Annotated in this window: 18 protein-coding genes and 1 riboswitch; of the genes, 10 read left to right on the top strand and 8 right to left on the bottom strand. The window is 56.2% G+C overall.

The genetic code is table 11. The features are described from left to right. Window positions 1-49: 49 nt before the first annotated feature. Window positions 50-838 (bottom strand): 4,5-DOPA-extradiol-dioxygenase, encoded by a 789-nt coding sequence (gene ygiD, locus HMPREF3143_RS21930; RefSeq protein WP_032675511.1) that lies wholly within the window; start codon window positions 836-838, stop codon window positions 50-52. Between the two features lie 196 nt (window positions 839-1,034). Here ygiD and zupT point away from each other — a divergent pair, with 196 nt between their 5' ends. From zupT to HMPREF3143_RS21905, 5 genes are all read left to right on the top strand, one after another. Then, window positions 1,035-1,808 (top strand): zinc transporter ZupT, encoded by a 774-nt coding sequence (gene zupT, locus HMPREF3143_RS21925; protein ID WP_008502969.1) that lies wholly within the window; start codon window positions 1,035-1,037, stop codon window positions 1,806-1,808. 332 nt (window positions 1,809-2,140) lie between these two features. Beyond that, the gene (locus tag HMPREF3143_RS21920) at window positions 2,141-2,701 is read left to right on the top strand and encodes a fimbrial protein (RefSeq protein WP_021242311.1); all 561 of its coding nucleotides are present in this window, start codon (window positions 2,141-2,143) and stop codon (window positions 2,699-2,701) included. 78 nt (window positions 2,702-2,779) lie between these two features. After that, the gene (locus HMPREF3143_RS21915) at window positions 2,780-5,218 is read left to right on the top strand and encodes a fimbria/pilus outer membrane usher protein (protein ID WP_070534290.1); all 2,439 of its coding nucleotides are present in this window, start codon (window positions 2,780-2,782) and stop codon (window positions 5,216-5,218) included. A 9-nt stretch (window positions 5,219-5,227) separates the two neighbouring features. Further along, complete coding sequence (locus HMPREF3143_RS21910) at window positions 5,228-5,989, top strand: fimbrial biogenesis chaperone (RefSeq protein WP_039025541.1); 762 nt, start codon at window positions 5,228-5,230, stop codon at window positions 5,987-5,989. Further along, window positions 5,973-7,034, top strand: coding sequence for a type 1 fimbrial protein (locus tag HMPREF3143_RS21905; RefSeq protein ID WP_021242314.1), 1,062 nt, complete (start codon window positions 5,973-5,975; stop codon window positions 7,032-7,034). Before HMPREF3143_RS21910 ends, HMPREF3143_RS21905 begins: the two co-directional genes overlap by 17 nt. Window positions 7,035-7,078: 44 nt before the next feature. Here HMPREF3143_RS21905 and ribB read toward each other — a convergent pair whose 3' ends face one another. Next, window positions 7,079-7,732 (bottom strand): 3,4-dihydroxy-2-butanone-4-phosphate synthase, encoded by a 654-nt coding sequence (ribB, locus tag HMPREF3143_RS21900; RefSeq protein ID WP_008502964.1) that lies wholly within the window; start codon window positions 7,730-7,732, stop codon window positions 7,079-7,081. Between the two features lie 106 nt (window positions 7,733-7,838). Further along, a riboswitch (FMN riboswitch) is annotated at window positions 7,839-7,989 on the bottom strand. Between the two features lie 119 nt (window positions 7,990-8,108). Between ribB and ubiK the strand changes: the two genes are divergently transcribed. After that, window positions 8,109-8,405 carry a ubiquinone biosynthesis accessory factor UbiK gene (ubiK, locus tag HMPREF3143_RS21895; protein WP_008502963.1) on the top strand — a complete coding sequence of 99 codons (297 nt, stop codon included), beginning with the start codon at window positions 8,109-8,111 and terminating at the stop codon, window positions 8,403-8,405. A 115-nt stretch (window positions 8,406-8,520) separates the two neighbouring features. Here ubiK and hldE read toward each other — a convergent pair whose 3' ends face one another. From hldE to HMPREF3143_RS21880, 3 genes are read right to left on the bottom strand one after another with little or no spacing between them, the layout of a single operon-like run. Next, window positions 8,521-9,951, bottom strand: a complete 1,431-nt coding sequence (hldE, locus tag HMPREF3143_RS21890) for a bifunctional D-glycero-beta-D-manno-heptose-7-phosphate kinase/D-glycero-beta-D-manno-heptose 1-phosphate adenylyltransferase HldE (protein WP_003862540.1) — start codon at window positions 9,949-9,951, stop codon at window positions 8,521-8,523. 40 nt (window positions 9,952-9,991) lie between these two features. Further along, window positions 9,992-12,847, bottom strand: a complete 2,856-nt coding sequence (gene glnE, locus HMPREF3143_RS21885) for a bifunctional [glutamate--ammonia ligase]-adenylyl-L-tyrosine phosphorylase/[glutamate--ammonia-ligase] adenylyltransferase (protein WP_070534289.1) — start codon at window positions 12,845-12,847, stop codon at window positions 9,992-9,994. 21 nt (window positions 12,848-12,868) lie between these two features. After that, the gene (locus tag HMPREF3143_RS21880) at window positions 12,869-14,170 is read right to left on the bottom strand and encodes a CYTH domain-containing protein (RefSeq protein ID WP_070534288.1); all 1,302 of its coding nucleotides are present in this window, start codon (window positions 14,168-14,170) and stop codon (window positions 12,869-12,871) included. Between the two features lie 229 nt (window positions 14,171-14,399). On the opposite strand from HMPREF3143_RS21880, the gene HMPREF3143_RS21875 reads away from it, so the two are divergent. Both HMPREF3143_RS21875 and HMPREF3143_RS21870 read left to right on the top strand, forming a co-directional pair. Then, entirely contained in the window at window positions 14,400-15,020 is a 621-nt protein-coding gene (locus HMPREF3143_RS21875) for a TIGR04211 family SH3 domain-containing protein (RefSeq protein ID WP_025912514.1), read from the top strand. A 60-nt stretch (window positions 15,021-15,080) separates the two neighbouring features. Next, window positions 15,081-16,322, top strand: coding sequence for a multifunctional CCA addition/repair protein (locus HMPREF3143_RS21870; RefSeq protein ID WP_008502958.1), 1,242 nt, complete (start codon window positions 15,081-15,083; stop codon window positions 16,320-16,322). Between the two features lie 10 nt (window positions 16,323-16,332). Here the strand turns inward: HMPREF3143_RS21870 and bacA are convergent, their stop codons facing one another. Continuing rightward, a complete protein-coding gene (gene bacA, locus HMPREF3143_RS21865; protein WP_070534287.1) occupies window positions 16,333-17,154 on the bottom strand; it encodes an undecaprenyl-diphosphate phosphatase in 822 nt (273 codons plus the stop codon). A gap of 106 nt (window positions 17,155-17,260) precedes the next feature. Then, a complete protein-coding gene (gene folB, locus HMPREF3143_RS21860) occupies window positions 17,261-17,629 on the bottom strand; it encodes a bifunctional dihydroneopterin aldolase/7,8-dihydroneopterin epimerase (RefSeq protein ID WP_008502956.1) in 369 nt (122 codons plus the stop codon). A 107-nt stretch (window positions 17,630-17,736) separates the two neighbouring features. Between folB and plsY the strand changes: the two genes are divergently transcribed. Both plsY and HMPREF3143_RS21850 read left to right on the top strand, forming a co-directional pair. Then, window positions 17,737-18,351, top strand: a complete 615-nt coding sequence (gene plsY / locus HMPREF3143_RS21855; RefSeq protein WP_070534286.1) for a glycerol-3-phosphate 1-O-acyltransferase PlsY — start codon at window positions 17,737-17,739, stop codon at window positions 18,349-18,351. Window positions 18,352-18,441: 90 nt separating this feature from the next. After that, window positions 18,442-19,908, top strand: coding sequence for an MFS transporter (locus HMPREF3143_RS21850; RefSeq protein WP_063617845.1), 1,467 nt, complete (start codon window positions 18,442-18,444; stop codon window positions 19,906-19,908). A 38-nt stretch (window positions 19,909-19,946) separates the two neighbouring features. On the opposite strand, the gene HMPREF3143_RS21845 is transcribed toward HMPREF3143_RS21850, so the two are convergent. Beyond that, window positions 19,947-20,369, bottom strand: a complete 423-nt coding sequence (locus tag HMPREF3143_RS21845) for a MarR family winged helix-turn-helix transcriptional regulator (RefSeq protein WP_045351647.1) — start codon at window positions 20,367-20,369, stop codon at window positions 19,947-19,949. Window positions 20,370-20,414: the final 45 nt, after the last annotated feature.

The raw sequence follows: 20,414 nt of genomic DNA, 5'->3' as shown, positions 1-20,414 counted from the left end.
ACGCTCGACTTGTAGGCCGGGTAAGGCGAAGCCGCCACCCGGCATGTTTTCACCCTACCTGCACCGACAGCATACTCAGACTTCCCATCTCTATTCCATCGACCGGGATCGTAACCGGCTCCTGACCGTCCCACGCGCCAAGCACGTACAGCAGCGGCAGGAAGTGTTCCGGCGTCGGGTTAGAGAGCGAACCGCCCTCGTGCCCCAGATAGTTCACCAGCGGATGCGCCTCAGCCGGGCCTTGCCAGGTCAGGTTCGCTTTGACGTAGTCGTTAAAAGCGGTCGCCCACGGATATGGCGTGTTTTCGCCATGCCAGCGCGCCGTACGCAGGTTGTGCACCACGTTGCCGCTTGCCACCAGCATGATGCCTTCATCACGAAGCGTCGCCAGCTTGCGCCCCATCTCCAGATGCCAGGCAGCCGGTTTGGTGCTGTCGATGCTCAGCTGCACCATCGGGATATCCGCATCAGGATACATTTTGATCAGCACGCCCCATGAGCCATGGTCAAAGCCCCAGGCTTCTTTATCCAGCGCAACCGGAACAGGCGCCAGCAGTTCCACCAGCCTTTGTGCCAGCTCAGGCGAGCCGGGGGCCGGATAATGCGTGTCATACAGCGCCTGCGGGAAGCCGCCAAAATCGTGAATGGTCTTTGGCGCTTCCATGGCGGTCACGCCCGTGCCGCGGGTGAACCAGTGCGCAGATACCACCACAATCGCTTTTGGACGCGGCAGCGTCTCGCCCAGATGACGCCATGCGCGGGTATAGACGTTATCTTCCAGAACGTTCATTGGGCTGCCGTGGCCTAAAAACAGGGCTGGCATACGGGATGAAGTCATGATGATATCCTTACAGAAGGTGTCAATTTAATGGTGCTACATTACGCGCAATCGGACAAAGATGAACGCTGATAAGCGTGAAGATCATCATCAGGAATTTTGAATGTAAGGAATGTGTAAAGCCGGGGTTCGCCCCTCGCTTTGCCAGAAATGAATCATTTATATTAATGATAATCATTATCATAAGGAGCAATCCATGTCAGTCCCTCTGATCCTGACCATACTGGCGGGCGCCGCGACCTTTATCGGCGCAATCCTCGGCGTGCTTGGTCAGAAGCCGTCAAACCGCGTGCTGGCCTTCTCGCTGGGCTTTGCTGCCGGGATCATGCTGCTTATCTCCCTGATGGAGATGCTCCCTGCTGCGCTGGGCACCGACGGGATGTCTCCCCTGCTGGGCTACGGCATGTTTGTCGTTGGCCTGCTGGGTTACTTTGCCCTCGACCGGATGCTACCCCACGCGCATCCGCAGGATCTAATGCAGAAAAACGTAACGCCTGTGCCGCGGAATATTAAGCGAACGGCGGTTCTGCTCACGCTGGGGATTAGCCTGCATAACTTCCCGGAAGGGGTCGCGACCTACGTGACGGCCAGCAGCAATCTGGAAATGGGCTTTGGCATCGCGCTGGCGGTGGCCTTACACAATATTCCTGAAGGACTGGCGGTCGCCGGACCGGTGTATGCCGCCACGGGCTCGAAACGTACCGCGGTATTCTGGGCAGGAATTTCCGGGATGGCTGAAATCCTCGGCGGTGTCCTGGCCTGGTTGATTCTCGGAAGCCTGGTCTCCCCTGTCGTGATGGCCGCCATTATGGCCACAGTTGCCGGGATTATGGTGGCGCTTTCCGTCGATGAATTAATGCCGCTGGCGAAAGAGATCGATCCCAATAACAACCCCAGCTATGGCGTGCTGTGCGGAATGTCAGTCATGGGCTTAAGCCTGGTGTTATTGCAATCTGCAGGTATCGGTTAGGATTAGTCTGCCTCCGTATAATACGGAGGCAGACTTTCGAAACGTTAAGATATAGATAGAAATGATACGTTATTTTGTTGCCTACAAAGCCCTTGCAAAATATATATCTCATAGAAATAGAATGATGAAACTTTATCAGTCAATTATCTGAGTTACTGCATATATTATGAATGTTAGCCGATGCTTACAATCAACATTAATTATATATTAATATAATCTTAAAATAGCTTTAAGATGCAGTAATCGCATCTCCCCTTCGTCCTCCCATATACTCCATTTGCGTTTTGAAACTTATATTCAGAGTATGAATTCGTTTGAAAAAGGATATTTTCATGTATATGGGTAAAAAAATTCTATTAGCTGTAACTATCGCTGCCGCAGTATCGGGTTCCGCCTTTGCTGCCGAGCAAGGGTCGGGAAAAATCAAATTCAAAGGCGTTGTTATTGATGCGCCTTGCAGCATTGCACCAGACAGCGTTGATAAAGAAGTCGATCTCGGTGAAGTGACCACAGCCGTGATCAATGCCAACAAGAAGTCTTCCGCAGTTCCGGTTGATATCAATCTGGAAAACTGCCAGCTTGACGATCCGGCCGACGAGACTGACACACCAGTGACCAAAGTCGATGTCACGTTTACCAGCTCAGCGACAGATGCGACCGACACCAGTCTGATGACCAATACCTATGCAAGTGGTGCACAGAACGTGGGCGTTCGTCTTCTGAATAACGCCGAAGCCAACATCACGCTGGGTGCTGCTAATGAGGTTGCTCTGCTGGCAGGCTCAACGACTCAAACGCTGCACTTCAAAGCATTAATGGAAGTGGTAACGGGTAAAACGGCGACTGCTGGCCAGGTGGAAGCTACAGCCAACTATATTCTGGCGTATAAATAACTACGCCATGTTTCAAATTAAACCGGCTGGCATTTAATGTCAGCCGGCGTTGAATGTATTTATTTGAGTAACAGGGCGATGACATATAAATTACAATGCATAATTATTATGACGTCCCTGTTTATGGTGGAACTTGCCTCCGCCACCGAATTTAACATCAATGCCATCGATAAAGATCAGCGTGGCAGCGTTGATTTATCTCTTTTTAAAGATCAAATATCGATCACACCAGGCGACTATTTTGTTACCGTTTCGATTAATGATATCCCGCTGGCAAATGGCTGGCAGCTCCGCTGGCAGGAGATAGACAAGAGCGTACAAGTCTGTATTCCACCTGAACTGGCCGATACATTTGCTCTGCAGGACAATATCCGTAGCGCATTGGCGGAAAAAGACGGGTGCGTCGACTTTGCATCAAAACCGGATATTAAATTTAATTTTGAGCAATCCAGCCAGACGCTGAAGGTCACGATACCTCAGGCCTGGTTACAGTACCGTGCCGCAGACTGGATGCCCCCTTCAACCTGGGACAACGGCGTGCCGGGCGTACTACTGGATTACAATCTTTTTGCCAGTCATTACCAGCCGAACGATGGCAGCAGCACGGATAACGTCAACACTTATGGCACTGCCGGCGCGAATATGGGCGCGTGGCGACTGCGCAGTGATTATCAGTATACTCAAACCCATACCGACGCAGGTTCAGAGAATGACGGGCGCTTTTCACGCCTCAATATGTTCCGTCCTCTCCCCTCGCTCGGAGCCAAACTCACACTGGGTGAAACGGATTTCCAGTCCGCTATTTTTGATGCCTTCACCTATACCGGTGCCTCCCTGATTAGCGATGAGCGCATGCTGCCATGGTCGCTGCGCGGCTACGCGCCACAAATTACCGGCCTCGCGCAAACTAACGCCACGGTAACGGTTAGCCTGGCTGACCGTGTCATTTACCAAAGCAACGTTCCGCCAGGGCCGTTTGTTATTCAGGATCTAAACCAGTCTGTACAGGGTACGCTGGACGTCAAAGTGACAGAAGAAGATGGGCGCGTAAGCACCTTCCAGGTTTCTGCGGAATCGGTGCCTTTTTTAACCCGCAAAGGTCAGGTTCGCTATAAGCTGGCGGCAGGAAAAGCACGCAAAGACGCCTCGCATGACGTTGAAGATAACGCGTTTATGAGCGGCGAATTCTCCTGGGGGATGCTGTCACAAACCTCCCTCTACGGCGGTACGCTCGCCGATGGCGATCGCTACCGGTCCGTTGCCGCCGGAATAGGTCAAAACATGGAGTACCTGGGCGCGCTCTCTTTTGATGTGACGCAGGCGACCAGCCAGTTGCCCAATCAGAATAGCCAGACAGGTTACAGCTACCGTTTCAACTACAGTAAGCGTTTCGATACCACCGGCAGCCAGCTTACGCTCGCCAGTTATCGCTATTCCGACCCGCAGTTTCTCAGCTACGCCCGTTTTCTGGATGATGACAATAACGATCGGCAGTCAGAAAAACAGACGCTCAGCGTGACGGCAAGCCAGTACATTTCGGCGCTATCGCTCAACCTCTATGTGAACATGCTGCGTCAAACCTGGTGGAACGATTCCTCCTCCACGACGGGCAGCGTGACCGCAGGCTATAACTTTGATATCGGTCGCTGGAAAAATCTGGGCGTCACCGTGTCGTGGAGTAAAACCCACTATGAAGACGAAGACGACGATACGCAGTTCTATCTTTCACTGAGCGTACCGCTCGATCCCGATCATCGTCTGAATTACGACCTGCGCAACAGCGACAGTCTGAGCCAGAACGTATCGTGGTATGACACATCAGACCGCAACAATACCTGGGGCGTTTCGGCAGGTACCGAAAGCGAGAAGTCAGATGCCGGCGCGCAGGTGAGCGGCAACTATCAACATTATTCTCCTTATGGCGACCTGAATCTCTCCGGGAGCGTTAAGGCTAACGAATACAATTCCCTGAGTGCCAGTTGGACCGGTTCATTCACCTCGACGGCTAAAGGCGCTGCGCTGCACCGCCGCAGCTACGGTAACGAGCCGCGCGTGATGGTCAGTACCGATGGCGTAGGCAACATCCCGCTGAACATGTCGCGGGATGAAACCAATCGCTTCGGGATTGGCGTTTTACCGTCCATCTCCAGCTATTCGCCTTCCAGCGTGCAGGTCAATATGAACAACCTGCCCGATGGCGTAGACGTTGACACCCGCGTCGTCACCTCAACCTGGACGGAAGGTGCCATCGGGTACCGTCAGATTGCGACGCGTGCAGGCAATGATATCGCAGGCATCTTACGTACTTCATCTGGCACGCCGCCGCTGGGCGCCGTTGTTCGCCAGCTTGAAGACGATCGGCAGATTGCCATGGTCGCCGATGACGGCCACGTCTGGCTCGGCGCCGTAGAGCCACAACAACAGTTTCGCGTGACGTGGGGAGACAATCAGCAGTGTCGCTTCACGTTACCTTCACACCTTGAAAACAGTATGCAGTTGATACTGCCATGTCAGTAAGAAAACATGATGAAATTAACCTTACTCAAAAGCCTGTGCCTGATGCTGGTCGGCACAGCATTCACCACTCACGCGGCCGTAAACCTGGACCGCACGCGCATTGTCTTTCCGGAAAGCGACAAGGCCAGCAGCCTGAAGATTGAAAACCAGAGTAAAGCGCTGCCCTATCTGGCGCTCTCCTGGATTGAAGATGAGAAAGGCCGTAAAGAAGACAGGCATTTCATGGCGCTGCCTCCGATTCAACGCATTGAAGCGGGTTCCGCATCGCAGGTGAGGATCGTTAAGCAAGCGGCCACCAGTCAGTTACCGAAAGACAGAGAATCCCTGTTTTATTTCAACCTGCGCGAAGTGCCGCCGAAAAGCACCAGCGCCAGCGATGAACGCAGCGTCATGCAGGTGGCGATGCAGAGCAGGATCAAGCTGTTCTGGCGTCCTAAAGCGATTACCAAAAAACCCGGCGAGCAGGCGGAAATGCGGATGGAAATTTCTGCTACTGCGAAAGGGCTGACCATACATAACCCGACGCCGTACTACATCACGCTGGCGTGGCTCAGTAAGAATGCCAGAACCATGCTGCCGGGCTTCGACAGCCTGATGCTTGCGCCTTACGCGACAGCAACAACCTCTACCGGTGACTACCACGGTAACTATTACAGCATCGGTTATATCGACGATTACGGCGCGCTGAAAAAGGTCGACGTACAGTGCGCGGGAACGGCGCAGTGCTCGCTCACCGAACGGAAGATCGAAAAAGATGCGCAATCTCGCTAACGTATTGTTCATAGTGCTGCTCTCAGTGCTGCCTTTAAGAGAAGCGCTGGCGCTCGACTGCTACCTGGGCGGTTCGGGCGGCCCCGTAGAAGAAACTAAAACGATCTCGCCGTTTGCTATCCCCAGTAATGCACAGGCAGGTGAGAAAATTTGGGAATCGGATGACATCAAAATCCCGGTGACATGCAACCACAATGTCACAAGCAGCTTTCAACCGGAGGATATTTTTGGCTGGGTGAATCCTTATCCTTCAACCTCCGATCCCTATTATGAACTGGGCGTAACCTATGAAGGGATAGACTACGATGCAAAAGGCCAGCCTAACGGCGTCGATACCCGACAGTGTCTGGACAACCAAAACATCACGATTTATACCCCCGAGCAGATCCGACAAATGGGATGGGAAAATCGTATCTGTTCCGGTAACCCGGATGATATCCACACTTCACGAACCTTCATTGCTCGTCTGCGCTTATACGTAAAAATTAAAGCCATGCCGCCTCACGGCTACGTCAGCTCGCTGAGCGATTACATCGTTGTCCAGTTTGACGGAAAAGGCGGCGTGAACCAGATGTCGGATGCGAAAAACCTCAAATATCACATCAACGGGCTGCAAAATATTACCGTTCTGGACTGCGGGGCAACGTTCAGTATTTACCCTGAGAACCAGGAGATTGATTTCGGCACCTTTAGCGCACGCGATATTGTGAATCAACAGACGCGTAAACGGACCTTTTCGGTGAAGACGACGAAAGTGCAGGATGCCCAATGTTCAGATGGCTTCAAAATGGACTCGTCGTTCTATACAAATGAAGCGCTTACCGCCAACGATACCGCACTGCTGATAGGCAATGGCCTGAAGCTGAGGATCCTTAACGGAACCGAGCCCTACACCTTTAACCACTACAACGAATACGTGGATTTTACGGGCAGCACGCTTGAGCATGAGCAGCAATACACCGCAGAGCTGTCGCCGGTCGAAGGAAAAGCGATCCAGTCCGGGCCGTTCGAAACGGTGGTGCTGTTCAAAATTAACTACCACTAGAGACAAAAAAGCCGGGTTTCCCCGGCTTTTTCACATCAGCCATTTCAGCTGGCTTTGCGCTCGTGCGCCTGGCGATACTCGATCAGATCTTCAATCGTTACCACCGGCATGTTGTGCAGACGTGCGAAGGTGATGCACTCTGGCGCACGCGCCATGGTGCCGTCGTCGTTGGTCAGTTCACACAGCACGCCCGCAGGTTTGAAGCCTGCCAGCGTCACCAGGTCGATCGTCGCTTCGGTGTGACCGCCGCGGGTCAGCACGCCACCCGCCTGCGCGCGCAGTGGGAAGACGTGGCCTGGACGATGCAGATCGGATGGCTTCGCATCATCAGCAATCGCGGCACGTACGGTGGTCAGACGGTCAGCCGCAGACACACCGGTGGTCACGCCATGCGCCGCTTCAATGGTCACGGTAAATCCGGTACCAAAGGCGCTGGTGTTGTTTTCGACCATCATCGGCAGCTCGAGCTGCTTACGACGATCTTCGGTAATACACAGGCATACGATGCCGCTGCCGTGACGGATGGTCAGCGCCATCTGTTCAACGGTCATGTTTTCGGCGGCGAAAATCATGTCGCCTTCGTTTTCACGGTTTTCATCGTCAAGCACCATTACACCGCGGCCTTCGCGCAGTGCATCCAGTGCATGTTCAACACGTTGAGTTGAAGTGCCAAAAGAGGAAAGTAGCGTCTGATTCATGGTAAAAAAACCTCATTAACATTATGGTTACCAGAATCAGGGCAGTCTTAGGAGCGCCGTATAAGCGGCAAAAAGATAACGTGAGCGGGCCCATGCCCGACTGGATCGTTACTCTCTCCCATCCGGACTCTAACCGTCGGCCCCGGAATTACACCGGATCTGCTGACCTTTGAGAATTCACCCAAAGCGCTCGCGGGCTTTCAGCGTTAAGCTGATTTACCGCCGGTGGGGAATTTCGCCCCGCCCTGAGAATAAGCGAGATAACTATAACGCTATTGATTATCCTGGGCAATGCATAAGCATCAAACAATTTTGTTTACCCCGGGCATGACGCGCTACAATGGACACTAACACCTTTTCATCAAGGGAAACGACAATGATTGACCCGAAGAAAATTGAGCAAATTGCGCGTCAGGTTCACGAGTCTATGCCAAAAGGCATTCGTGAATTTGGTGATGACGTTGAGAAGAAAATCCGCCAGACGCTGCAGGCGCAGTTGGTTCGCCTTGATCTCGTCAGCCGCGAAGAGTTTGACGTGCAGACCCAGGTTCTGCTGCGCACCCGCGAGAAGCTGGCACTGCTGGAACAGCGTCTGACCGAGCTGGAAAACCGCAATGCGCCGGAAGAAGTGAAGCCAGCGCCAGCCATTCCGCCGGTGGATAACCAGGAGTAAGTGCGGCCTGTTGAGCCCGGTGGCGGCTACGCCTTACCGGGCCTGAATGAACGCGTAGGTCGGGTAAGGCGCAGCCGCCACCCGACATAAAAAAACGGGCCAATAGGCCCGTTTTTTACTGACTGTCTTTCTGGATCTTCTTGATGATGTTGGTGGTGGAACACCCGTCCTCAAAGTTAAGCACCATCACCTCACCGCCGTTGGCCCAGACCTCTTCGCTACCCGCGATTTGCTCCGGCTTGTAATCCCCGCCCTTCACCAGCAGGTCCGGCAGAATACCGGCAATCAGGCGCTGCGGGGTGTCTTCTTCAAACGACACCACCCAGTCCACGGCTTCCAGCGCGCCGAGTACGATCATACGCTGCTCAAGCGGGTTAACCGGACGCGTTTCACCCTTCAGACGTTTGGTTGAGGCATCGCTGTTGACCGCCACAATCAGGCGATCGCCCAGCTTACGCGCATTCGCCAGATACGACACGTGGCCCGCGTGCAGGATGTCGAACACGCCGTTAGTCATCACCACTTTTTCACCGCGCTTGCGCGCAGCGGCGACAGCCACTTTCAGCTCGTCTTCGGTCATCACACCGAAACCGGTGTCCGCACGGCCGCGCACCGCGTTTTCCAGCTCGATTGGGGAAACGGTTGAGGTACCGAGTTTACCGACGACCACACCTGCCGCGGCGTTGGCGAAGTAGCACGCTTCTTCCAGGGAGTTCCCCGCCGCCAACGTCGCCGCCAGCACGCCGATCACCGTATCACCGGCACCGGTCACGTCGTAGACTTCCTGCGCCTGGGTTGGCATATGCAGCGGCGCCTTGCCCGGCTGCAGCAGCGTCATCCCCTGCTCGGAGCGGGTCACCAGCAGCGCAGATAATTCGAAGTCAGCAATGATCTTCATGCCGCGCTCAACCAGCTCTTCCTCGGTTTTGCATTTGCCCGCCACCGCTTCAAACTCGGAGAGGTTTGGCGTCAGGAGGGTTGCGCCGCGATAGCGCTCAAAGTCGGTGCCTTTAGGGTCGATCAGCACCGGTACGCTGGCCTTACGCGCCAGCTGGATCATCGTCTGCACGCTGGCCAGCGCGCCTTTCGCGTAGTCGGACAGCACCAGCGCGCCGATATTGCCTAACGCCTGGTTAATGCGCTCGTGCAGCGGCTCGGGATCAACGCCTTCGAACCCTTCTTCAAAGTCAAGGCGGATCAGTTGCTGGTTACGTGACAGCACGCGCAGCTTGGTGATGGTCGGGTGGGTCGGAACAGAAACGAAGTCACACTTCACGTTCACGTCCGCCAGCGACTTGCTCAGCGCGCGCGCCGCATCGTCGATACCGGTCAGGCCAACCAGACGCGAGTGCGCGCCCAGAGAGGCTATGTTCATCGCCACGTTTGCCGCGCCGCCGGGACGCTCTTCAATGGTGTCGACCTTAACCACCGGTACCGGTGCTTCCGGAGAGATGCGGCTGGTCGGCCCATACCAGTAGCGATCCAGCATCACATCCCCAACAACCATTACCCCAGCACGTTCAAACTCTGGCAGTGTTACTTTCATTCCTGACTCCAGAAAGATTCACAATTTGCGCGCGATAATATCACACTTGATTTGTTACGCACGGTTCCACCAGCCACTTCTGCCAGCTGGCCGTTACCTGAGCGCGCTCTGCGACAAAACAGTCCAGCGCCACGTGCCCCGGCTGCTCCTGTAGCGCCAGGTGATGCAGCTCGTCGCGCAGCGTGGTGTAGGCGCGGGTTAAAGCCTGCGCCTCCTGCTCGTCCATAATGTCGTTTTGCGCCAGCAGCTCCAGAATGCGCACGTTATCCGACCAGCGGGTCAGCTTCGGCTTGTCGTGCGCGTGGAGCAGCACCAGATACTGGGTAATGAACTCAATATCGGTAATCCCGCCCTCGTCGGCTTTGATATCAAAGCGATCGCGGTGTTTATTACCCAGGTGCGCGCGCATTTTCTCGCGCATTTCGCGCACTTCCGTCTGCAGCGTACTGCCCTCGCGCGGGGTGGTCATGACCTCCTTACGGACGGCATCGAACTGCGTTTTAAGCTGCGGATCGCCATACACCACGCGGGCGCGCACCAGCGCCTGATGCTCCCAGGTCCAGGCTTCATTCTTCTGATAATCGGCGAAGGACTCCGTTGAGGTGACCAGCATACCCGCCGCGCCGGACGGACGCAGGCGGGCATCGACTTCATACAAAATGCCCGACGAAGTGCGGGTGCTGAACAGGTGCATGATGCGCTGGGCCAGGCGCAGATAGAACTGACGCCCGTCAATCTCACGCTCGCCGTCGGTCATCACGTCAACCGGGCAGTCGTGCAGGAAAATTAAATCCAGATCGGAGCTGTATCCCAGCTCCCAGCCGCCGAGCTTGCCGTAACCCACCACGGCAAACCCTCGCCCCTCACGGTCAGCAAGGTGCTTCGGCTGGCCGTAGCGGGACACCATCTGCACCCACGCCTGCTGCACGACCGCGTCGATGATCGCCTCCGCGAGCCAGGTTAAGTGATCGCTCACTTTCATCACCGGCAGCGTTCCGGCGATGTCCGCCGCCGCCACGCGCAGCATCTGGGCCTGCTTAAACTGGCGCAGCGCCTCCAGCTGCTGCTCTTCGTCCTCTTCCGGCACGCGCAGCAGATACTGACGCAGCTCGTCCCGGTAGGCATCCGTCGCCGTGGGTTGATACAGAGTGTTTGGGTCGAGCAGTTCATCCAGCAGCAGAGGGTAGCGCGCCAGCTTGTTGGCCACCATCGGGGAGGCGGCGCAGAGCGTAATCAGGTGCTTCAGCGCGCCGGGGAACTCGCTCAAAAGCTCAAGGTACGTGGTGCGCGTGATGATCCCGCCCAGCAGCGGCATCATGCGCGACAGCGGCACCGGCGCATCCGCCCGCGAGCAGACCTCGCTCAGCAGGTGCGGCATCAGGTGATCCAGCACCTGACGGCCGCGCGGGCCAATGGCGCGCTTGTTCAGCTCAAGACGGAAATCGGCAATCAGCGCCACCACGCGATGGCGCGCGTCGTCGGTTAGGTGCGACAGCACCGGGGTGGTATCATCTTCCTGGAGCGCGTCCTGCCACAGCTCACGCCAGTGCTCGGAAAGGGCATCGTCCTGCGATTCGCTTTCGTCATCACCGATCAGCTCGTTGAAGATGCGGCGCACGCCTGCCATATGGGCATCGAGCCGTTCGGTCAGCGTTAACCAGTCATCCACGCGCATCCCCCAGGCCAGACGCGCCCGGTTAAGGTCATCCCCCGGCAGGGTCTGGGTCTGTTCGTCGTTGATGCTTTGCAGCAGGTTTTCCAGACGGCGCAGGAAAAGATAGGCCTCGCGCAGGGTTTGCGCGTCGCCGTCCGGCAGCAGGTGAAGCTGCTCAATGGCGCTCAGCGTCGGCAGCAGCGAGCGGGACTGTAGCGATGGCTCGCGCCCGCCGCGAATCAGCTGGAAGACCTGGACGATAAATTCGATTTCGCGAATGCCGCCCGCGCCGAGCTTGATGTTGTCCTTCAGCCCGCGACGGCGCACCTCACGGGCGATCATCCCTTTCATATTTCTCAGGGACTGGATGACGCTGAAGTCAATATAGCGACGGAACACGAACGGGCGCAGCATGGCGCGCAGCTCGTTGGCGTAGGCGTCGTCGCTGTCGCCCATGATCCGTGCCTTGACCATCGCGTAACGCTCCCAGTCGCGCCCCTGCTCCTGGTAGTAATCCTCCAGCGCGGCAAAGCTCAGCACCAGCGGCCCGCTGTCGCCAAACGGACGCAGGCGCATGTCCACGCGGTAGACAAAGCCGTCCTGCGTCGGCTGATCCAGCGCCTTAATCAGACGCTGGCCGAGGCGGGTAAAGAACTGGGCGTTGTCCAGCTCGCGACGGCCGCCGCGCGTGGAGCCGTTCTCAGGCCAGGCGAAAATCAGGTCGATATCGGAGGAAAAGTTCAGCTCGCAGCCGCCCAGCTTGCCCATCCCCAGAATCAACAGCGGCTGAGGAACCCCTTCCTCGCTGCACGGCGTGCCCCACTCTTTACAGCAGGCGGCGTAGAGCCAGTCGCGCGCGGCGACAATCAGCGTCTGCGCCAGCTCGCTTAACTGCTGCAGCGTACTCTCTTCACTCACCAGTTCCAGCGCCTGCGCCCAGGCAATGCGCACCATCACACGACGGCGGAACTGACGCAGGACGCGCATCAGCGTCGCCTCATCCGTGACGTCTTCAAGCGCGGCCTGCAGCCAGCCGGCATAGTGCCGCCACTCGTCCGCCTGCGGCGGTGCGTTCTCAAGCTCCGCCAGCCAGTCCGGGTAGACGGCAATGCTTTCCTGCACAAAATCACTGAAGACGAGCACACTTTTCGCCTGCTCGCTTAACGATGACGCCGGTAATGACTCAGGCAGACGTTCGCAAACGGTCTGCCACTGCTGCTGTAACGGTGAAGAAAGCGGCATTCTAGGGGTTCCTTGCCAGAGTTAACGTTTTCCGCTGTGCCGCCAGTACGGCTCCTGCGAAATGGCCTCGTTACGAAAATGCTCTATCTCAATATGCTGACGGGTTTCGATGGCATGCTTCAGCCCCTGCCAGTTTTCCAGCCATGCCTGCGCCTGTGGCCCGTCGTAGGCACCGGAAAGGAGCAGCATGCTGTCGATGTTGCGCGAAAGACGGGGAAGCTGATCGCCATACTTATCGCCGAGCGGATACGCAAAGGTGCTCTTCAGTTCAGCGGAATGGCGGGAAAGATGAATGTCTGCGAAACGCTTAAAGTTATCCGCGATTTTGGCCTCGGCTTTCGCATCCAGGAAGGCGCGCCAGCCGCGCGTCACCAGAAACTCGGTCAGCGCCAGTTTTGCCGAAGCGGCTTGCGGACTGTAGATCGCCGTCTGCGCAGATACGTCCGAGAGCATCAGCGTTTCGGTTTGAGTCAGCAGATCACGTAAGTGAGCGCTCGCTTTGCGAGGAACAATACCGCCGAAGAGAGTCAGGGTATGGCGCACCAGGGCAATGGCCGCCAGCACGTGGGATTTGGCGTTTTTCACATTTCGTACCCACAGCTCTTCATAGTACTGCCACTGAGAAAGCGCCAGCTCCAGCGCGGCTTCCAGCCCCAGCTCAACGCTGGCTTTCGGCGCAACGCGCAAAATGGTCGTCTCTTTGAGCACGCGCGGCGCATTTCCGGCGGCCAGATGGTAACCCCGCGCGGCTTTGCTCAGGATCCCCTGGCGCAATCCGGACTGGTTCACCAGCCTGCGCGCCAGCTTCAGCACGTCATTTGCGTCCCCTTCCAGCAGCTCAAGCTCCAGTTCGCAGATCGGCTCCTGGTACTCACCCGCCTTCACCTCACCCAGATCGAGGGCGATTTCGATGCGGCTTTTACCTTCCGTCACCAGCCATTTCTCGCGCCAGAAATCGGTGCTGAACAGCGGCTGCACCTGCTCCGCCAGCGTGGCAGGCAGCTCGCCTTCCGGCCAGACTTCCGCCGGAAAACGTTCCAGCTCAAGTTCTGGCTGACTGATGTCGATATTGTATTCCGGACGCTGATGTAACCCGCCGACCACGCGGCCGGCAATTTTCATCGTCATCTCGTAGCGCCCACTCGCGCCACGGATGCGCAGCCCCATATCGTGGCGGCGTAGCCAGTTATCCGGCGTTTCGTAATAGATATTAAGCAGTTGTACCGGTGCATGGTGTTCGCCGGAGAGCGTATGCAGATGCTGGCGGAGTGCGTCAACGCTGTCTTTTTCGACGATAAATTTTAATTCGATTTCCTGAGCCATAGCCTTGTACTTTTGCGGGCGTCACAGACGCGTCAATGAGGGCGAACTTCCTCGCCATTTGTTTGTCAGTACATAGTATTTTGCGCCAAATTGCCATGCAATGAGCAATTTGACGGGCGTAAATGTGTAGAGTCGTGACACAGATGATTCTGATTGCTGATGAATGCTTTGCGTAGAGACACTGTTGCCACTACTATCGTTCCACTATTTATGAAAATAACGACTAATGATGCTTAAATTACGCCTGATTGGACTTACTTTACTCGCTTTTAGCGCCGCAACCGCAGTGCACGCTGAAGAGAAGCGTTACGTTTCTGACGAACTGAACACCTGGGTACGCAGTGGCCCCGGAGATAATTATCGCCTCGTGGGCACGGTAAATGCCGGTGAGGAAGTCACCCTGTTACAGACCAACGCGGACACCAACTACGGTCAGGTTCGCGACAGTTCTGGCCGCACGTCCTGGATCCCGCTGAAAGAGCTGAGCACCGTGCCAAGCCTGCGCACCCGCGTGCCGGATCTGGAAAATCAGGTGAAAACCCTGACCGACAAGCTGAACAATATCGACGGAACCTGGAACCAGCGTACCGCCGAGATGCAGCAGAAAGTGGCGCAGAGCGACGGGGTGATTAACGGCCTGAAAGAAGAGAACCAGAAGCTGAAAAACGAGCTGATTGTCGCGCAGAAGAAAGTGAATGCCGCCAACCTGCAGCTCGATGACAAACAGCGCACCATCATCATGCAGTGGTTTATGTATGGCGGCGGCGTGCTGGGCGTCGGTCTGGTGCTGGGTCTGGTTCTGCCGCACCTGATCCCAAGCCGTAAACGTAAAGATCGCTGGATGAACTAATTCGTCTTCTCTGCCAGACTTACGTATCATTCTGGAAAAGAGAAAACGGGAGTGTCAGGCGTGAAGAGTTATCTGGTCGGTGGTGCGGTACGTGATGCGTTGTTAGGTCTGCCGGTCAAAGATAAAGACTGGGTGGTGGTGGGCGCCACCCCGGAAGAGATGCTCGACGCGGGCTACCAGCAGGTAGGCCGCGATTTTCCCGTCTTTTTACACCCGAAAAGCCGCGAAGAGTATGCCCTGGCGCGTACCGAGCGGAAATCAGGTTCGGGCTATACGGGCTTTACCTGCTATGCCGCGCCGGACGTCACGCTGGAGGACGATCTCCTGCGTCGCGATCTGACCATTAACGCGCTGGCGCAGGACGAGCACGGCCAGATTATTGACGCTTATGGCGGCCAGGACGATCTGCGCAACCGTCTCTTACGTCACGTCTCCCCTGCGTTTTCTGAAGATCCGCTCCGCGTGCTGCGCGTGGCGCGTTTTGCCGCGCGTTACGCCCATCTCAGCTTCCGCATTGCCGATGAGACCATGGCGCTGATGACCGCCATGACCGAGGCGGGCGAGCTTGAACACCTGACGCCAGAGCGCGTCTGGAAAGAGACCGAGAATGCGCTCACCACGCGTAACCCGCAGGTCTTTTTCCAGGTGCTGCGCGACTGCGGCGCCCTGAAGGTGCTGTTCCCGGAAATAGACGCGCTGTTTGGCGTACCGGCTCCGGCGAAATGGCATCCGGAGATTGACACCGGCGTGCACACGCTGATGACCCTGAGCATGGCGGCCATGCTCAGCCCTGACGTGGACGTGCGCTTTTCCACCCTGTGCCACGATCTCGGCAAAGGCTTAACGCCAAAAGAGCTCTGGCCTCGGCATCACGGGCACGGTCCGGCAGGGGTGAAGCTGGTCGAAGGGCTGTGCCAGCGCCTGCGCGTGCCGAACGAAATCCGCGATCTGGCGAAACTGGTGGCCGAATTCCACGACCTGATCCACACCTTCCCGATCCTGAAACCGGCCACCATCGTTAAGCTGTTCGATAACATCGACGCCTGGCGCAAACCCCAGCGCGTGGAGCAGATCGCGCTCACCAGCGAGGCTGATGTGCGCGGGCGTACCGGGTTTGAAGCCTGTGACTACCCGCAGGGACGTTTACTGCGTAAAGCCTGGGAGGTAGCCAAAGCGGTGCCGACGAAGGACGTTGTCGAGGCGGGATTCAAAGGCCCGGACATTCGCGAAGAGCTGACGAAACGGCGGATTCAGGCGGTATCAGAGTGGAAGGAAAAGCATTGCCCTCAGCCAAAAGACTGAGGGCAGTCGGTCAGAAGAAGACCACGTAAACCGCAGCGGCAACGATAAAGCGGTAGATCGCGAACGGAATGAACGAGATACGCTTAATCAGCTGCAGGAAGGTTTTGATGGCAATCAGCGCCACGATAAACGCGGTGATGAAGCCGACGGCGAACATCGGAATGTCGCCCGTGGTGAGGAAACCGATGCTTTTATAGAGGTCAAGCGCGGTGGCGCCTATCATCATCGGCACCGCCAGCAGGAATGAGAACTCTGACGCGGCGTAACGGCTTACGCCCATCAGCATCCCGCCGGAAATGGTTGCACCTGAACGGGAGAAGCCCGGCCACAGCGCCAGACACTGGAAGCAGCCAATGATAAATGCCTGACGATACGTCATATCGTCCAGCCCTTCCGCGCGCGGCGTTTTTGGCTTCAGCACTTCCGCGGCGATCAGCAGGAAGCCGCCCACCACCAGCGCGTACATCACGTTAATCGGGTTAAACAGCGATTTGATGGCGTCGTGGAAAACCAGGCCCAGCACCACCGCCGGGATCATCCCGAGCAGAATATGGATCAGCGACAGGCGGCCTTTACTCATCCCTTCGTGCTGCGGCGGACGGCCAAAATGGATACCGATCAGGCCAAACAGACGGCGCCAGAACATCACCACTACCGCAAGAATAGACCCCAGTTGGATCACCACTTCGAACGTTTTGGCGGTATCGCCTTCAAAGCCCAGCAGATGGCCAACGATAATCATATGGCCGGTACTGGAAACCGGTAAAAACTCCGTCAATCCTTCGACCACACCCAGTATTGCCGCCACCAGCAGCGAGTGCATATCGCTCATCTATAAACCCCTAAAAAGATATAAAAAAACGGTGTCCCGTACGGACAACCGATAAAGATACAGTCTTGAGACCGGTATAACCTAAAATGGTTTAGCTATTATGACGTTAAATCTTCCCTTTCAGATTTGTGCCACGCTCGATAATGACGCCCACATTGGCCGCGCGCGCCACCGCGCCCGGTTTGCTCAGCTTGATGCGCACCCACGGTGAGTTGAATTTTTTCAGCAGCAATTCTGCGACTTCTTCCGCCACCCGTTCGACCAGCGCAAAACGTTGCCCTTCCACGTGGCCGATGACCGTTTCACTGATGTCGGCGTAGCTGAGACAGTCGTTCACGTCATCGCTTTTTGCCGACTTGCGGTTATCCCAGCCCATTTCGATATCGAACACCAGCTTCTGCTCGATGGTCTGTTCCCAGTCGTAAACACCAATAGTGGTGATTACCGAAAGTTGTTCTATAAATACAATATCCATCACGACCTGCCTGCTTTTTGGCTAAACCGGATACCACTTCCGGCGAATTATGCGTATTATCCACAGATGCTGAGAATACAGATACATTTTCAAAACGGAACAGCGTTATGAGTGCAATCGCGCCTGGAATGATCCTCCTCGCCTATCTTTGCGGCTCAATCTCCAGCGCCATTCTGGTCTGCCGCATCGCCGGGTTACCTGACCCGCGTGAAAGTGGTTCCGGGAATCCGGGAGCGACCAACGTACTACGAATTGGCGGCAAGGGAGCAGCCGTAGCGGTTTTGATTTTTGATGTTCTGAAAGGGATGCTACCCGTCTGGGGCGCGTATGCGCTGGGCGTCACGCCGTTCTGGCTGGGGCTCATTGCCATTGCTGCCTGTGTCGGCCACATCTGGCCCCTATTCTTCGGTTTTAAAGGCGGTAAAGGCGTGGCAACCGCCTTTGGTGCCATTGCGCCTATCGGCTGGGATTTAACCGGCGTGATGGCTGGCACCTGGCTGCTCACCATTCTGCTGAGCGGCTATTCGTCGCTGGGCGCGATCGTCAGCGCGCTGATCGCCCCGTTCTACGTCTGGTGGTTCAAACCTCAGTTCACCTTCCCGGTATCGATGCTCTCCTGCCTTATCCTGCTGCGTCATCACGACAATATTCAGCGCCTGTGGCGTCGTCAGGAGACCAAAATCTGGACGAAGCTCAAGAGGAAGAAAAAAGACGCTCCGTAAGGTTAGTTATGCCTTATAGCCAAATGTGATTTTGGTCACCTTCTGCCTGTGGTAACTGTTAGGGACACAACACAACCGCATAAGAAGAAAATGGCAGAAATCACAGAAACAACTCCCCTTTCAACGGCAGGAAAACGTTCCGATGGCGACATCCAGTGGGTGCGCAGCGCATCGGATGTTTCACGCCTCGTTAATGATGGTTCTCAGGGCCGGGCCAATGCTCGCATCGTGATCGGTATCGCGCTGGGCGGGATTTTCCTCGATGCCTACGATCTGGGCGCGCTGGCCTTCGGCATAAAAGATATCACCCGCGAATTTGACCTGACGCCCGCCGGTACCGGCATGGTGGCGTCCGCCATTACGTTTGGCGCGATTGTCGGGGCGCTGCTCGGCGGTTATCTCACGGATAAAATCGGGCGCTATCGCGTCTTTATGGCCGACATGCTCTTCTTCGTGGTGGCCGCCATCGCCTGTGCGCTGGCCCCGAACGAATATGTGCTGGCGGGTGCCCGCTTTGTCATGGGGCTTGGCGTCGGGATCGACCTTCCCGTGGCGATGGCATTTTTAAGCGAGTTCGCCAGGCTAAAAGGCCCCGGCAATAAGGCCTCCAGCGTCGCCATGTGGTGCCCCACCTGGTATGCCGCCATCAGTATCTCCTACCTGCTGGTGCTCTTCTTCTACGCCGTGCTGCCGGAAAGCCACAGCGACTGGCTGTGGCGCCTGATCCTTGGCTTCGGCGCGGTACCCGCGCTGGTGATTATCGCCATCCGCAGCCGCTATATGAGCGAATCGCCAGTCTGGGCGGCAAATCAGGGCAACCTGAAGGAGGCGGCGTCTATTTTGCGTCAGTCGTATAACATCAATGCCCACGTGCCGCAGGATGCGCTCAGCCAGCCAGCTCCCGTCGTGAATAAAGCGAAATGGTCCAACTATCTGAACCTGTTCCGCGGCGTCTACTTACGCCGCACGACGCTCGCCACGCTGCTGTCCGTCGTCTCTTCGTTCGCCTATAACGCGGTGGCGTTTGGTCTGCCGGTGATCATCTCCAGCTTCTTCGTCCAGTCGATGCTGACCACCATCCTGATTTCTCTGGCGCTTAACCTGCTGTTTGCCTTCGTCGGCGGACTGCTGGCGGTACGCTACGTGCCGCGCTTCGGCGCCTGGCGGATGTCGCTGGCGGGTTACGCCTGCCAGCTGGTCGCGCTGCTGGGCCTGGGGCTGATTGGTCGCCCGGAAGGCGCCACCGAAGGCGTGCTTGCCGTGGCGATGCTGGCGCTCTTCCTGTTCGGCCAGGGCTTCGGCCCGGGCGCGCATACCATGACGTTTGCCTCACTGAGCTACCCGACCTCGCTGCGCGGCGTCGGCGTTGGCCTTAACCAGACGCTGATGCGCAGCAGCTCGACGCTGTCGCTGTTCCTGTTCCCGCTGCTGGTCGCCTCGCTGGATACCGCCGTGTTCTGGGTGATTGCGCTGGCGCCATTTATCGGCCTGGCCTCGCTGCTGGCGATCCGCTGGGAGCCATCGGGTTATGATGTGGATGCGGAGGATTATCGCTAATGACCTCGCTTCGGTGGGTTAACCCCACCGAAGGATTCTTACAAATCATTCAGCAGCGTTCGGGAAAGTTTTTTCAGCATCTCAAGCTCTTCATCATTCATCCGCATGCTGCAGCGTATCTGGTCCGGCAGCGCCATCACCTGCTTTTTCAGTGCGTTAGCCTTATCCGTCAGAACGACATTTTTCATTCTTTCATCACCCACAACCGCGATACGGTTGAGAAACCCTTTTGCCTCAAGCTTTTGCACCAGCGGGGTCAATGTGCCCGAATCAAAAAACGTCTTATCGCTGAGATCGCGAAGTGGAATGTTGTCTTTCTCATAAAGCGCCATCAAAACAACAAATTGCGGATAGGTAAGATCCATTTCCTGCAATAAGGGACGATATTGCCGAACGAACGCGTTGGTGACCGAGTACAGTGAGAAGCAAAGTAAATCATCTAACGTCTTGTTTTCTTTCATTTCTCTTTCAACCCTTAGTCAGTTTTATAAAAAAATTATAAATAA

It is taken from the genome of Enterobacter sp. HMSC16D10, from assembly GCF_001807145.1.
Lineage (GTDB): Bacteria > Pseudomonadota > Gammaproteobacteria > Enterobacterales > Enterobacteriaceae > Enterobacter > Enterobacter roggenkampii.
This window is presented reverse-complemented; position numbering and strand designations above follow the sequence as displayed.

Excerpts from the sequence above, each read along its gene's own strand:
- bacA (WP_070534287.1), bottom strand. The coding sequence starts at position 17,154 with ATGAGCGATATGCACTCGCTGCTGGTGGCGGCAATACTGGGTGTGGTC.
- zupT (WP_008502969.1), top strand. The coding sequence starts at position 1,035 with ATGTCAGTCCCTCTGATCCTGACCATACTGGCGGGCGCCGCGACCTTT.
- glnE (WP_070534289.1), bottom strand. The coding sequence starts at position 12,847 with ATGCCGCTTTCTTCACCGTTACAGCAGCAGTGGCAGACCGTTTGCGAA.
- plsY (WP_070534286.1), top strand. The coding sequence starts at position 17,737 with ATGAGTGCAATCGCGCCTGGAATGATCCTCCTCGCCTATCTTTGCGGC.
- HMPREF3143_RS21915 (WP_070534290.1), top strand. The coding sequence starts at position 2,780 with ATGACATATAAATTACAATGCATAATTATTATGACGTCCCTGTTTATG.
- HMPREF3143_RS21905 (WP_021242314.1), top strand. The coding sequence starts at position 5,973 with ATGCGCAATCTCGCTAACGTATTGTTCATAGTGCTGCTCTCAGTGCTG.
- ubiK (WP_008502963.1), top strand. The coding sequence starts at position 8,109 with ATGATTGACCCGAAGAAAATTGAGCAAATTGCGCGTCAGGTTCACGAG.
- hldE (WP_003862540.1), bottom strand. The coding sequence starts at position 9,951 with ATGAAAGTAACACTGCCAGAGTTTGAACGTGCTGGGGTAATGGTTGTT.
- HMPREF3143_RS21920 (WP_021242311.1), top strand. The coding sequence starts at position 2,141 with ATGTATATGGGTAAAAAAATTCTATTAGCTGTAACTATCGCTGCCGCA.
- HMPREF3143_RS21910 (WP_039025541.1), top strand. The coding sequence starts at position 5,228 with ATGAAATTAACCTTACTCAAAAGCCTGTGCCTGATGCTGGTCGGCACA.
- ygiD (WP_032675511.1), bottom strand. The coding sequence starts at position 838 with ATGACTTCATCCCGTATGCCAGCCCTGTTTTTAGGCCACGGCAGCCCA.
- folB (WP_008502956.1), bottom strand. The coding sequence starts at position 17,629 with ATGGATATTGTATTTATAGAACAACTTTCGGTAATCACCACTATTGGT.
- ribB (WP_008502964.1), bottom strand. The coding sequence starts at position 7,732 with ATGAATCAGACGCTACTTTCCTCTTTTGGCACTTCAACTCAACGTGTT.
- HMPREF3143_RS21875 (WP_025912514.1), top strand. The coding sequence starts at position 14,400 with ATGCTTAAATTACGCCTGATTGGACTTACTTTACTCGCTTTTAGCGCC.
- HMPREF3143_RS21850 (WP_063617845.1), top strand. The coding sequence starts at position 18,442 with ATGGCAGAAATCACAGAAACAACTCCCCTTTCAACGGCAGGAAAACGT.
- HMPREF3143_RS21845 (WP_045351647.1), bottom strand. The coding sequence starts at position 20,369 with ATGAAAGAAAACAAGACGTTAGATGATTTACTTTGCTTCTCACTGTAC.
- HMPREF3143_RS21880 (WP_070534288.1), bottom strand. The coding sequence starts at position 14,170 with ATGGCTCAGGAAATCGAATTAAAATTTATCGTCGAAAAAGACAGCGTT.